The organism is Trichocoleus sp. FACHB-46, from assembly GCF_014695385.1.
In the GTDB taxonomy this organism is placed as follows: Bacteria; Cyanobacteriota; Cyanobacteriia; order FACHB-46; family FACHB-46; genus Trichocoleus.
On sequence record NZ_JACJOD010000008.1, the window covers coordinates 87,614 to 100,662 of the forward strand.

At 49.6% G+C, this 13,049-nt stretch carries 10 protein-coding genes; 3 read left to right on the forward strand and 7 right to left on the reverse strand.

Translation table 11 applies throughout. The annotated features are described in order from the left end of the window. Positions 1–62 precede the first annotated feature (62 nt). The 3 genes from glmS to H6F72_RS05205 form a co-directional block, all read right to left on the reverse strand. Entirely contained in the window at positions 63–1,973 is a 1,911-nt protein-coding gene (gene glmS / locus H6F72_RS05195; RefSeq protein WP_190432473.1) for a glutamine--fructose-6-phosphate transaminase (isomerizing), read from the reverse strand. Between the two features lie 320 nt (positions 1,974–2,293). After that, positions 2,294–2,542 carry a photosystem I iron-sulfur center protein PsaC gene (psaC, locus tag H6F72_RS05200; RefSeq protein WP_190432475.1) on the reverse strand — a complete coding sequence of 83 codons (249 nt, stop codon included), beginning with the start codon at positions 2,540–2,542 and terminating at the stop codon, positions 2,294–2,296. 305 nt (positions 2,543–2,847) lie between these two features. After that, positions 2,848–3,753, reverse strand: coding sequence for a CoB--CoM heterodisulfide reductase iron-sulfur subunit B family protein (locus tag H6F72_RS05205; protein WP_190432477.1), 906 nt, complete (start codon positions 3,751–3,753; stop codon positions 2,848–2,850). A gap of 393 nt (positions 3,754–4,146) precedes the next feature. Here H6F72_RS05205 and acpP point away from each other — a divergent pair, with 393 nt between their 5' ends. From acpP to tkt, 3 genes are all read left to right on the forward strand, one after another. After that, positions 4,147–4,392, forward strand: coding sequence for an acyl carrier protein (acpP, locus tag H6F72_RS05210; protein WP_190432479.1), 246 nt, complete (start codon positions 4,147–4,149; stop codon positions 4,390–4,392). A 110-nt stretch (positions 4,393–4,502) separates the two neighbouring features. Next, positions 4,503–5,756, forward strand: coding sequence for a beta-ketoacyl-ACP synthase II (gene fabF, locus H6F72_RS05215; protein WP_190432481.1), 1,254 nt, complete (start codon positions 4,503–4,505; stop codon positions 5,754–5,756). Between the two features lie 213 nt (positions 5,757–5,969). Next, on the forward strand, positions 5,970–7,979 hold the full coding sequence (gene tkt / locus H6F72_RS05220) for a transketolase (protein ID WP_190432483.1): 2,010 nt from the start codon (positions 5,970–5,972) through the stop codon (positions 7,977–7,979). 63 nt (positions 7,980–8,042) lie between these two features. Here tkt and H6F72_RS05225 read toward each other — a convergent pair whose 3' ends face one another. The 4 genes from H6F72_RS05225 to H6F72_RS05240 form a co-directional block, all read right to left on the reverse strand. Further along, a complete protein-coding gene (locus tag H6F72_RS05225) occupies positions 8,043–8,834 on the reverse strand; it encodes an ion transporter (RefSeq protein ID WP_190432484.1) in 792 nt (263 codons plus the stop codon). A gap of 106 nt (positions 8,835–8,940) precedes the next feature. Then, entirely contained in the window at positions 8,941–11,259 is a 2,319-nt protein-coding gene (locus H6F72_RS05230) for a CHASE2 domain-containing protein (protein ID WP_190432485.1), read from the reverse strand. 77 nt (positions 11,260–11,336) lie between these two features. Further along, positions 11,337–12,392 (reverse strand): folate-binding protein YgfZ, encoded by a 1,056-nt coding sequence (locus H6F72_RS05235; RefSeq protein WP_190432486.1) that lies wholly within the window; start codon positions 12,390–12,392, stop codon positions 11,337–11,339. A 25-nt stretch (positions 12,393–12,417) separates the two neighbouring features. Then, positions 12,418–12,924: a hypothetical protein gene (locus H6F72_RS05240; RefSeq protein ID WP_190432487.1), complete on the reverse strand. Its 507-nt coding sequence runs from the start codon at positions 12,922–12,924 to the stop codon at positions 12,418–12,420. Positions 12,925–13,049: the final 125 nt, after the last annotated feature.

The window sequence follows — 13,049 nt, forward strand, 5'->3', positions numbered from 1 at the left end:
CAGTTGAGTGCCTTATTATCAGCCTAAAAGATGGCAGGGCAAACTTCTGCTCAAGCAACCACTTACTCGACCGTCACAGATTTGGCGAGGTTTCTAGGTTGGTCTACGTCTAAGCCGCGACGGGCCGCAATGTGATAGGCCAGCAACTGTAGCGGAATCACAGCCAAAATCGGCGAGAGTAACTCTTCCACAACTGGCACAGGCAGCAAGTCATCGAAAATTTCGGCAGATTCGCTGGCCTCTAAGGGAGTCACACCGATGAGGCGGGCATCTCTGGCTTTCGCTTCTTGAGCATTGGAGAGCACTTTTTCGTAAACCAAACCTGGTGTGGCGATCGCGACGACAGGCACTTTGGCATCTAGTAGTGCGATCGGTCCGTGCTTCATTTCTCCAGCAGGATAACCCTCAGCGTGAATGTAGCTGATTTCCTTAAGTTTCAAAGCTCCCTCTAGGGCGATCGGGAAGTTGATCCCCCGTCCTAAGAAAATAAAGTCTTGAGTTTCCGCGAAGTCGTGGGCCAGTTCTTCGATATAGCGCTCTTGGCTTTCCAGAATTAGCTCGATTTGCGCCGGAAGTTGCCGCAGTCCTAGCAAGATTTGTTCTAAACGAGTGGCTGATAGCGTTTGTTGGTGGTATGCCAGATCTAAAGCCAGAGCGTAGAATGCCATCAACTGCGCCACAAAGGTTTTGGTGGCAGCCACGCCAATTTCGATTCCTGCATGGGTATCGATTACCTGAGGCACCATGTGGCCCAAGGAGCTTTCGGGACGGTTGGTGATACCGAGCAAGCGTGCCTCAAACCGAGGGGATTGCCCAGCCCGTCGCTGCTTTTCCATTTCCAGTGCTGCTAGGGTATCTGCTGTTTCGCCCGACTGAGTCACGCCAATGGTGAGGGTGTTGGGAGTCAAGGGCGACGGAGCATAGCGAAACTCTGAAGCATACTGCACCATTGTTGGGATGCCAGCCAACTGCTCGATCAGGTATTTGCCCACCAAGCTGGCGTGCCAACTGGTGCCACAAGCGACAATTTGCACCTGTTTCAAATCGCTATAGAGTTCGGGTGCCAGGTTGAGTTTAATGGGTGAAGTGGCAGATTCAGGACTCCAACTAGTATCGAGGTAAGCTTCTAGGCAAGCCCGCACCACTCCTGGTTGCTCGTAGATTTCCTTGAGCATGAAGTGCTTGAAGCCCTGCTTTTCTACCATGACAGGGTTCCAGTTGAGAGTGCGAGGGGTTTTCCGCAAGCGATCGCCCCCAAAGCTATACACCTCAACTCCCAAGGGCGTTAAACGTGCCAGTTCGCCATTTTCCAGGGTTAAGACGGCGCGCGTGTGGGGCACTAAAGCAGGAGTATCAGAAGCGCAGAAGAATTCCCCTTGACCGAAACCGATGGATAGCGGTGCTTGCTGCCGCGCCACAATCAGTTCATCTGGGAAGTCAGCGCTAATTACCGCGATCGCAAAGGCTCCTTCTAAGTGGTTGACCGCTTGGCGCACAGCCTCTAGTAAAGGCGAGTGCTGGGCCAACGCAGGCATCGAACTAGGCTCAGCTTTGAGCTTCTCAAGCAGTTCAGCGATCAGATGCGGGATTACTTCTGTATCAGTTTCAGAGCGGAAGGTGTGGCCTCTGGCAATTAAGCCTTCTCGCAATTCCCGATAATTCTCAATAATGCCGTTTTGCACCACCGCTAGGCGATGGGCTGTATCCATGTGGGGGTGAGCGTTGTACTCTTCTGGCTTGCCATGAGTTGCCCAACGGGTATGACCGATGCCAAGCTGGGCTGGGTTCTCAATGCCTTCGAGTTTTTCTTGAAGGTTGTGTAGCTTGCCCTTGGCGCGGACGCAGTGGATCTCGCCTTCCAAAACGGTTGCGATCCCCGCAGAATCGTAGCCGCGATACTCCAGTTTCTGTAACCCTGCCAACAAAATGTCACTTGCTGCTTGGGTACCGATATAGCCAACAATTCCGCACATTTAACCCACAACTCCTGCCAAGCGATTACGGTTTAGGTGCCATCTGCCTTTCAGCGCTCTGGCTGTAGTGCGATCGCGCGATCGCCTCTTGAGACAGATAAAACGCGAATATAACAGTCTTTAGCGATCAACAGTGCTTCATCAAGTACTGAAACCAAAAAGTGATCTACGCCTTGGTTGGGCTGAAAACGGGATAGATAGCTCGTCTAGGCACGTAAAGTTACCAAAAAAAATAGGGAGGCTGAACACCTCCCCTGTTTTTTGAACCCAAGTATATCGATAAACGCAGGATAAAAAAATGATGCGTTTAATGTCAGTTTCTAGTAGGCCAAACCCATACTCCGGGTTGTTTCAGCATTAGAGAGATAAACTCTAATGCTGAGGAAGTCAGTAGGACAAGCAGTTTCGCACCGCTTGCAACCCACACAGTCCTCGGTACGAGGAGACGAAGCAATTTGACCAGCCTTGCAGCCGTCCCAGGGAACCATCTCTAGAACGTCAGTAGGGCAAGCCCGGACGCATTGAGTACACCCAATGCAGGTGTCATAAATTTTGACAGAATGAGACATTGAATAAAGACTCCAAACTAGGTGTTCAATGCCTTGCAACATCTGCGGTAAAGCAGACCAGCAAGTCTTAGAACTAAGACTCTAGAATCAACGCCAAGTTTACCGCAGTGCTAGAGATCGCTTCTGAGAAAGGCGGCAAAAATTCAAAGAATTTAATACACACCCTAATAGTGGAAATATTTTGGGAGAAAGCTTGATGGAGTAAGGTTTTGGGAGCCTCCCAATGGCCTTTTTGGGGGTTAATATCTCCTCTTTTTGTAAAACGCTCGTTACAAAACGTAGGAAATTAGCTAGAAATTATTGCTCTAGAAACCAAGCTTTTCCAAAACTGAGCGAGTGGAAACAATGTGATGGTTTAAGCCCAACTTTTCTGGGGCCACTCCTAAAGCCAAGGCAACCAGTTGAGGAAGGTGTAAAACAGGCAAGCCCAATTTCTGCCCAATTACTTGTTCGACCTCTGGTTGGCGAGAGTCGAGGTTGAGGTGGCACAAAGGGCAGGGCGTGACCAAACAATCGGCTCCAGAGGCGATCGCGTCCTGAATATGGTTGCCTGCCATCTGAAACGCCTGATCGGTGGCGTAACTAGAGAGCGGCCAACCGCAGCATTGAGTGCGGCCTCGATAATAAATCGGTGTCGCGCCGATCGCCCGGAACACGTTTTCCATCGACTCTGGTTGGAAGGGGTCATCGAAGGGAATCGAAGTTTGGGCACGCAGGAGGTAGCAGCCATAGAAGGCGGCGCACTTCAGACCTGCTAGCTTACGGGTCACTTTGGCTTGCAGTGCTTCTAGGCCGTAGTCTCCTACCAAAGCCCACAATAGATGCTTGACTTCAGTGCTGCCTTTGTAAGGTGAGCAGCCTTCTTGCTTCAGTAAACCGTTGATTTGGTCGATGTAGTCAGGATTGTTTTGTTGGGATTTTTTTAACCGTTCATCTACATGACCGATTACGCCTTGGCAAGTGCTGCAATGAGTGAGTAACGGTAGATTTAATTCTTCTGCTAGAGCAATATTGCGAGCATTAACGCTGTCTTCTAAGAGAGCAGATTCTTCCTTAAACGTACCGGAACCACAGCAGGAAGCTTTTTTTAATTCGACTAGTTCAATTCCTAAAGCGCTAGTTAAGGCTGCGGTCGAGAGGTAAAGTTCTCGGCAGGCTCCTTGAGCCACACAGCCGGGGAAATAAGCGTACTTCAAAGACGGAGATGGCATAGCTAAGCGTGACTGAGTGGGTGTTCAGCTCCAGCAAACTTCAACTTAGGTCTAGCTAGGTCTGCCTAGATCTGCCTAGGATTGAGGAGCTAACTCGCGACTGACCCTTCTATCATCGCTTTTTCGGCTGAGGACTGTGGGGACAGAGGTTAACTTTTCGTTGAGTTTTGGCTCGGAATGTGTCAGTTCGGGAAAGCGCCCATCTAACGCGATCGCCGTCACGCTTTCAGATAAGATAGGAAATGCTCAGAGCTGATGTCTGCCTGGGATCAAATTCCAGCAAATTCATCTGTAAGATGTTTTGACAGCCTTTCTAGAGTAAGTTTTTCTAGAGCGCACTGACAAAAGCTGAAACCACTGAGTAAGTCCTAAAATAAGAAGCTAGGGGTTGTCATGAATCAAGAAGAAATCTTTGCTAAAGTTCAAAAAATCGTTTCCGAGCAACTAGGTGTTGAAGCTAGCGAAGTTAAGCCAGCTGCTAGCTTTGCCAATGACCTCGGTGCTGACTCTCTCGACACGGTGGAGTTAGTCATGGCCCTAGAAGAAGAATTTGATATTGAGATTCCCGACGAAGCAGCCGAAGAAATCGCTACTGTGCAAAACGCAGTCGATTACATCAGCAACAAAGCAGCAGCTTAGACTCTAAATCATTGGCAGCTCGGCACCGTACCAAGCTTGGGGGTGGGGAGATGCCAACTCAGAAACCTGTATTCTGCGTTCCGGGCTAGAAAGCCCTTGAATTTTACATCATGACAAATTCTGACCGTAAGCGCGTTGTTGTAACGGGTCTCGGCGCGGTTACACCCATTGGCAACACCTTGTCAGAGTATTGGGAAGGGTTGGTGAGTGGACGCAATGGCATTGGCCCAATCACTCTGTTTGATGCAGCTCGGCACGACTGCCGAATTGCGGGAGAAGTTAAAGCATTTGATCCCTTCCAGTACTTAGAGCGTAAGGATGCGAAGCGGATGGATCGGTTTGCTCAGTTTGCCGTGGCAGCGAGTAAACAAGCGATCGCCGATGCTCAATTTGTCATCAACGACCTGAACGCAGAACAGGTGGGTGTGATCATCGGTTCCGGGGTCGGTGGCATCAAGGTTCTGGAAGACCAGCAGGAAGTTTACCTGACCAAAGGCCCAGACCGTTGTAGCCCCTTCATGGTGCCGATGATGATCGCCAATATGGCGGCGGGCTTAACCGCAATTCACATTGGTGCCAAAGGCCCTAACTCTTGCCCGGTGACTGCTTGTGCTTCTGGTTCTAATGGGATTGGGGATGCTTTCCGGTTGATTCAAGGTGGCTATGCCCAAGCGATGATCTGCGGTGGTGCGGAGGCAGCAATCACTCCCCTTTCAGTTGCTGGTTTTGCTTCTGCTCGGACGCTGTCTACTCGCAATGACGACCCTGCTCATGCCAGTCGTCCGTTTGATCGCGATCGCAACGGCTTTGTCATGGGTGAAGGGGCAGGAATTCTGTTGCTCGAAGAACTAGAGCATGCCCTCAGCCGTGGCGCTCGTATCTACGCCGAAATGATTGGTTATGGCATGACCTGCGATGCCTACCACATGACTTCTCCGGTTCCAGGTGGCGAAGGGGCAGCTAGAGCGATTCAACTGGCGATGAAGGATGCTGGGATTACGCCGGATCAAGTGAGCTATATCAATGCTCATGGCACTAGCACTCCCATGAACGACCCCAATGAAACGGCAGCGATTAAGACTGCTTTGGGCGAACATGCCTACAAAGTGGCGGTCAGCTCCACTAAGTCGATGACGGGACACTTACTGGGTGGCTCCGGTGGGATTGAAGGCGTGGCAACCGCTCTGGCTGTGGCTCACGACCAACTGCCGCCAACCATTAATTTGGAAAATCCTGACCCTGCATGTGACCTGGACTATGTACCAAATCACAGCCGATCCCATAAAGTTGATGTAGCTTTATCCAACTCATTTGGGTTTGGTGGTCACAACGTTACGGTAGCATTTAGAAAGTACGTTGGCTGAGCTTGTAAAATTTAACCCAGTCTTTGGGATCGCGGGGTAACTCAGGTCTATAAACACCTGGGTTTCTGCGTTAGTAGTTATTACCTATCCAATGCCATTATCAGCTACCATAATTGGTAATTCAGTAGGTATATAAGCTTAGGGTGACCCGGAGCAACGTCACGATCGCTCACCCAGTCCAGTGCTAACTCGTAGTTCAACTAGATAGAGATTATGGCTGTCGCAACCCAACAATCACTCGACGAGCTTTGTATTAATTCCATCCGCTTTCTGGCGATTGACGCTGTAGAAAAGGCAAAATCTGGTCACCCAGGGTTGCCGATGGGCGCTGCTCCGATGGCATACGTGCTCTGGGATCGCTTTATGCGGTTCAATCCCAAAAATCCTTACTGGTTCAACCGCGATCGCTTTGTGTTGTCGGCAGGTCACGGTTCCATGCTGCAATACGCCCTGCTCCATTTAGCTGGGTACGACAGCGTGACGCTGGATGACATTAAGCAATTCCGTCAGTTGGACTCCAAGACTCCAGGCCACCCCGAAAACTTCATGACTCCTGGGGTCGAAGTCACCACGGGTCCTCTAGGTCAGGGGATTTGTAATGGTGTGGGCTTAGCAATGGCCGAAGCTCATCTAGCAGGCAAGTTCAACAAGCCTGATGCCACCCTGGTTGACCACTACACCTATGTCATCCTAGGTGATGGTTGCAACATGGAAGGGATTTCTGGCGAAGCTTGCTCCTTGGCAGGACACCTCGGCCTCGGTAAGTTGATTGCTCTCTACGACGACAACCATATCTCAATCGACGGTTCTACGGACGTTTCCTTTACTGAAGATGTCTCGAAGCGCTTTGAAGCTTACGGTTGGCATGTGCTGCACGTAGCTGATGGCAACAGTGACCTCGACGGCATTGCCAAGGCCATTGAAGAAGCGAAGAAAGTTACCGATAAGCCTTCCTTCATCAAAGTCACTACCACCATTGGCTACGGCTCTCCTAATAAAGCTAACACCGCTGGCGTTCATGGTGCGGCACTAGGTGGCGATGAAATCAAGTTGACCCGCGAGAACTTGGGTTGGAACTACGAACCCTTTGAAGTACCTCAAGATGCTCTGAACCACTGGCGTAAAGCCGTAGAGCGGGGTGCTCAACTCGAAGATGAGTGGAATCAAGTTCTAGCTCAATACAGAACCAAATACGCTGGTGAAGCGGCGGAATTTGAGCGCTTTATTAGCAACAAACTCCCCGAAGGTTGGGAAAAGTCTCTACCGGTTTACACTCCCGAAGACAAAGCGATCGCGACTCGCCAAACTTCTGAGAAAACCCTGAACGCGATCGCTCCTGCTCTGCCTGAGTTGATTGGTGGTTCCGCTGACCTCACCCACTCCAACCTCACCTACATCAAAGTGTCGGGTGACTTCCAGAAAGGCGCTTACGAAAATCGCAACCTGCGCTTTGGCGTGCGTGAGCATGGTATGGGCGCAATCTGTAATGGGATTGCCCTGCACAACTCTGGCTTGATTCCTTATTGCGCCACCTTCTTGGTCTTCGCAGACTACATGCGGGCAGCGATTCGTCTATCGGCGCTGTCTCAAGCGGGCGTAATTTACGTTATGACCCACGACTCGATCGCCTTGGGTGAGGACGGTCCTACTCACCAGCCGATTGAAACGATCGCATCTTTACGGGCGATTCCTAACCTGTTGGTTATGCGTCCTGCAGATGGTAACGAAACCTCTGGGGCTTACAAGGTGGCGGTAGAAGAGCGTAAGCGTCCTACCCTGATGGCTCTGTCACGCCAAGCCCTACCTCAGTTAGATGGTTCCTCCATTGAAGGTGTGTCGAAGGGTGCATACATCCTGTCTGGCGGCGAAGGTACCCCTGACCTGATCTTGCTGGCTACGGGTAGTGAAGTGCAACTTTGTGTCAAGGCCGCTGAGCAACTCCGGGCAGAAGGCAAGAACGTCCGCGTCGTTTCTATGCCTTGCTGGGAACTGTTTGATGAGCAAGATGCCGCATATCGCGAGTCAGTGCTACCTAAAGCCGTGACCAAGCGCTTAGCTGTAGAAGCAGCCTCCAGCTTTGGCTGGTGCCGCTACATCGGCAGCGAAGGCGACATGATCAGCGTTGAGCGCTTTGGTGTGTCGGCTCCTGGTAACGTAGCGCTAGAGAAGTTTGGCTACACTGTGGACAACGTAGTGACCAGAGCAAAAGCACTGTTGGGTTAAGTTGGCATCAGTTTGGCAAACTTAAATTGAACTTATTGACTCCCTAGAAATAGGGGGTCATTTTTATGTCTTTGTTGATGGTCTTTTCAGACTAGTTCCACAGATTTTGCAGAACTGGGCATCAGGGTCATGCAAAGCCAAACCACAGCCAGAGCATTGCGTTTCTACTTGTGTGGAAGTTTTGACCAATCGTCGGATTAAGTCCCCAATTTGCCAGGGAATTAGAGCAATGCCTGTCAAAATCATCAGTACGGTGAGCAATCGACCCGTTTCTGAGACAGGGGTGACATCGCCAAAACCAACAGTGGTCATGGTGACAACGGAGAAATAAAAAGCATCTAGAAATGTTTTAAATCCCGCTGCATTAATTGGGTGCTCAACTTGATAAATCAAGCCTGAATAGATAAAGATAATGGCAAATAAAGTGAATAGAATGCGGGTGAAAATAGCTCCATCTTCACTGCTCACTCGACCAAACAAAGCGGTGCCTTCCACAAAGCGAATCAACCGTAGAATTCGGAACCAGCGCAGTAATCGAATAAAGCTAATATCAGTAACGCCGAGAAAAAATGGCAGAATAGCGACTAAATCTATGGCTGAGTAGAGGCTGAAAAAGTATTTAACTTTTTGCTCAGAGCACCAAAACCTAAGAACATACTCGACCGCAAAAACAACTAAAATAACCGAGTCAATTGTGTTTAGCCTTGTTCGAACCAGATCGGAAATTGGATAGGTTTCTGCAACAAAAATACCTGAAGACAATAAAACTAAGCTGGCGATCGCTAAGTTGATAAAGATGCCAACTGGCGTTTCAATGTCTTCTAAATAAAAAGAAACTTTTTGACGCAAAAGCATTGAAAATTAAAAGCAATTGATCGTTAAAGCTGCTTGACACAAACAGTTTATTATCGCAACTTCTCATCTAACTTGCTGTGATCGCCCACTGAAGCTAGCACTGGAGCTAGGACTGTGAGAGCTGCGTGGGCAACGAAATAGTAAATGTTGTGTGTTCTGAATCACTCGTTACTTGAATCATCCCGCCTAAATGCTCGACCAATTTCTTGACTAAAGCTAAGCCTAATCCAGTTCCTCCTTGCTTCCAGCGATCGTTGCGAGGAATCCGGTAAAACTTTTCAAAGATGCGAGTTAGCTCAATGTCAGGAATTTCTGATCCAGAATTACTCACACTTAATTCTATATAAGGAGAGTTAAAACCAGCGATCGCCTTAATTTCACCACCAGGTGGGGTGTATTTGCAAGCATTGTTAAGGAGTTCTGCTAAAACTCGTTCCAAGCTGGGTTGGTCTGAAACTAACAAAGGTAATTCCGAAAGAATTTGAACTTGAACACTTTGCTGGCGATTGCTAGCTCGCTCTTTAAATGGCTCAACAAGTCGGGGTAGCCAATCATTCAAATCAATCGTCTCTGGATTAAAAGGCTTGGCGGCGGCTTCTAATCGTTGCAGGTCTAATAAATCATTAATTAAGTTGATTTCGCGATCGCACTCGGCTTGCAGAATTCTGAAGTAATGATCTTCTTGTTCTTGAGTTTTAGCAATCTTGAGCATATAAATAGCCATTTTCATGTTAGCCATTGGGCTACGTAGTTCATGAGAAACGGTACTTAAGAAATCATCCTTAAGTAAATTCATGCGCTGTAGCTCTTGCATTTGATGGCTCAAATTTTCTTCGATTTGCTTCCTGGCAGTAATGTCTTCCAAGACCAGCAATAATCCATCCAGGTGGGGAGATTGTTTCGCAATTTCTGGCTCAACACTCCCATAAAGCAAAGGTTCTAGCTTTAGTTCAAACCAGGTGCCATCTTGGTGCAATTCATGGGGAGTGACTGGCTGCTGTTGCCTTAACATCTGTAAATCTGACTGCCATTGTCCTTGGCTCAACCAGCGAGGAATCAGTTGGGCATGGAGGCGATCGCCCACCTTAATCTCCAACCATTTAGCAGCCATCGGATTGCAAAACCACACCAAACCATCTAAGTCAGCAGCTAACAAGCCAATGGAAAGACTCCGGGCGATCGCAGCTTGCGCCGATTGAGAGCGACCGAATTGCTTAGCTAGTAAAGCTAACTGAGCTACGGGCTGCATTGAGGCGGGCTGTTGGCCTGTTTGCCAGTGGGTTTGCTCAGAGCGCAGGATACTGTGGCTACGAGCAACGAGGTCTTGGTGGTGCGCTTGCCAAAGCTGCTTCACTTCATGCTGAAGTAGGGCATTTTCGCGCAATCGTTCCTCAAGCAGGACGGTGCCAGTCGTGGTGCTAAATAGAATAATGGGCAGAACCACAGGCATTAAGTAGCCAGCGTGCAGCAACAGTAGGCTGGCAATGCTCCAAATGCCGCATAAACCTAGTCCTAGGGTGATTTGGCGTTCAGTCGACCACCGACTCAGCACATAGCTTAATCCTGGTCCACCCAACAGAAATAGCCCTAATAGCCAGGGTTGGGGGGGTAGCCGCAGAGAGTTGTGCTGGAGCAGAGTGCTGATCACCGCCGCATGGAGATGCGTGCCACTGGCAGGAGGATTGCGATCGAAGGGGGTAGGCAGTGAGTCGAGCCCCGCCGCAGTTACTCCAACGACTACAATTTTGTCCTTGAAGGCTTGAGGGGAAATTTGTTGGTGGATTACATCTACAAACGAATAGTGCTGGAGCTGACGCACAGGCCCTGGCCAGTTGACCCAAAAAGGGGTTTGTAGGTTGGGCAGCTCCACGGGAGCTTGCACTAAGCTATACCCCTGAACGGCGGCTAAGCCTAGGGCAGGCACCCCCTGTAACTGCAAATCGATTTTTCGTGTGAGACCGTCAGAATCTTGTTTCTTGTAAACTTGGCCAACGGCGAAAGCAACTTTGCCGAGGGGAGGACTGGGGAGTAGAGGCCCCCCGATGCCGTCCCAAGCTTGGGCCAGAACCACACGCCCTTGTTGCTGCACTGCTGTCGCAAGTCGAGTATCTTGGGGGCCTTGATCCGTCAAGACTACATTTAAGGCAATCACACTTGGCTCAGCTTTGGTGAGAACACTGAGCAGTTGAATATATTGCTGGCGAGACCAGGGAAAGGGTCCTAGGTCTCGTAAACTTCGGTCATCAATCCCGACAATCACCACGCTTCGGTCCCAAGCGATCGCGCCCCGCAGTTGAAACAGCGTGTTGTAAGCAATTTGCTCCAAGGGCCGCCAAACTTCTAAAGCAGTCAAGCTGGCAATCACTAAGGCTGTGATTCCCCCTGGAAGCAGTCGCCATCCTAACTCCCGGAACTGCCGCTTCATACTTTTGCTGTGTGCTTTCCTCCAGGGATAGGATGAATAATGGCCGAGATTGAGGTGAAGGCCGCAATAAGTTATTTCTATTGTCGGTTATAAGTCAAAAAGGGAACAGGGACTACCTCCCCTTGAGCCGCACCCACTTGAACTTGTAAACCCGCGCCTCCCGCTTTAGTTCTAATGTAGCCAAGCCCAAATGCTTCCTGAGCAATGGTTGTCGAACTAGTGAGAACACCGACTTTTTCGTCTCCTAAAGTAATGGTGCTTCCCGCCGCGACAGGTTCACTGAGACGGATGCCCCAAAGTTGTTGTTTGACTCCTTTATAGGTATCTAGACGCGCGATTGTTTCTTGGCCGATGTAACAACCTTTATTAAAGGAGAGAGTTTGCCACAAACCTGCTTCTAGTGGGTTGTAGTCTTCTGTGAGCTCGTGTTCTGGCACCGGACGGCCTTGCTGAACGCGCAGTTGTTCCCAGACGCGATCGCCCAAAGGAACCGCCCCGCCTTCCACCAACTGCTGCCACAAGCTCGCAGCTGACTCAGCCGCTAAGAACAAGGTATAACCAGGGATTGCTAAGCCACTCCCAACTGCGACTCGAACTTCACTGTCTCCTAGAGAAAACAAAGCATGATTGCCATTGGGTTGGCCGATTAGAGAGCTTGCCCCCAATTTATTGAGTAGGGCATCGCTCTGAGGCCCAAGCAGACTAAAGGTTGCAGTGGTGTTTGTCAGATTGGTGAGCTTGACGCGATCGGCAAAAAAGATGTAGCGATCGAGAAAATCCAATAAGCTCTGGCAGCGGTTAGGGGAAACCAGTAAAAGAATCGTTTCTTCTGTGACGTAGACACTCGCGAGATCCAGGGTGCGAGCCGTTGAAGTGACAAATACGGTGTCGCAGCCTTGACCTGGTTGCAAACGCTTGATGTCGTTGGTGCTTTGGTTGTGCAGGAAGTTTTGTCGATCGGCATCTGAGATTTGCATGCGACCCCAATGGGAGCGATCGCACAGCGCCACTCCTGTCCGAGCAGCCTCAAGAGCGGCGCTATCATTGCTAAAACTCACGGGGATAGTGGCTGAACCAATCTCTTCAAACGTAGCGCCAGCAGACGCTTGAAGTTGATGCAGGTCTTGAGTCATGGAATTTCAACAATGCCTCTAGAAATTAGCGTGCAGGAAGGTTTGTAAAAACTTGCTCGATCAGCTGCCGAGCTTTGTCGTCCAAGCGGTTCCAATCGACCTCTCCCATTTCATCATCAATCAAGCTGGTATCAATCTCAACCGCTTGCGGGTCAGAGCTATCTTGAAATACCAGATAGTTACGAAAACAAACTTGGTAACACAGCTCCCAGAGATCAATTTGGACTTGCTGATCTTGTTTTTCTAAGCACAAGAGATACCCAGGAAAAGGTGTAGGTAGATGCGCCAAGGCTTGTTCAATTTCAGCCGCTTGTTCTGGTGAAGCAGTAGCTAGCTCTGCTTGCAGGTGCTTGACTTGAGCTTGAATCGCCTCTGGTGTACCTTCTGGCCAAGTTTGCACATCTTGATAAGTCCCTTTCCAGTCCGATTGATCCAACTGCTTGCGGATATTATCTAGTAAACGAATAAAAGCAGGCTGCATCAGCAGCTCAGCTTGGACCCAAGCAACTTGATCTTGAAATTGCGGCTTCATAAATAAAGTGAAATCTTAAACCTTAGAGCTGTTAAACCAGTGAGCACTAAACCTTTGAGGGCTTTTAGAGCGATCGCTTCCGTGCTCCTTATCACCACAGTAATCCAAACTATCCGCTGATTGTG

What these genes read in the sequence shown, in the direction of transcription:
- glmS (WP_190432473.1), bottom strand. Translation starts at nt 1,973, where the DNA reads ATGTGCGGAATTGTTGGCTATATCGGTACCCAAGCAGCAAGTGACATT.
- psaC (WP_190432475.1), bottom strand. Translation starts at nt 2,542, where the DNA reads ATGTCTCATTCTGTCAAAATTTATGACACCTGCATTGGGTGTACTCAA.
- H6F72_RS05205 (WP_190432477.1), bottom strand. Translation starts at nt 3,753, where the DNA reads ATGCCATCTCCGTCTTTGAAGTACGCTTATTTCCCCGGCTGTGTGGCT.
- acpP (WP_190432479.1), top strand. Translation starts at nt 4,147, where the DNA reads ATGAATCAAGAAGAAATCTTTGCTAAAGTTCAAAAAATCGTTTCCGAG.
- fabF (WP_190432481.1), top strand. Translation starts at nt 4,503, where the DNA reads ATGACAAATTCTGACCGTAAGCGCGTTGTTGTAACGGGTCTCGGCGCG.
- tkt (WP_190432483.1), top strand. Translation starts at nt 5,970, where the DNA reads ATGGCTGTCGCAACCCAACAATCACTCGACGAGCTTTGTATTAATTCC.
- H6F72_RS05225 (WP_190432484.1), bottom strand. Translation starts at nt 8,834, where the DNA reads ATGCTTTTGCGTCAAAAAGTTTCTTTTTATTTAGAAGACATTGAAACG.
- H6F72_RS05230 (WP_190432485.1), bottom strand. Translation starts at nt 11,259, where the DNA reads ATGAAGCGGCAGTTCCGGGAGTTAGGATGGCGACTGCTTCCAGGGGGA.
- H6F72_RS05235 (WP_190432486.1), bottom strand. Translation starts at nt 12,392, where the DNA reads ATGACTCAAGACCTGCATCAACTTCAAGCGTCTGCTGGCGCTACGTTT.
- H6F72_RS05240 (WP_190432487.1), bottom strand. Translation starts at nt 12,924, where the DNA reads ATGAAGCCGCAATTTCAAGATCAAGTTGCTTGGGTCCAAGCTGAGCTG.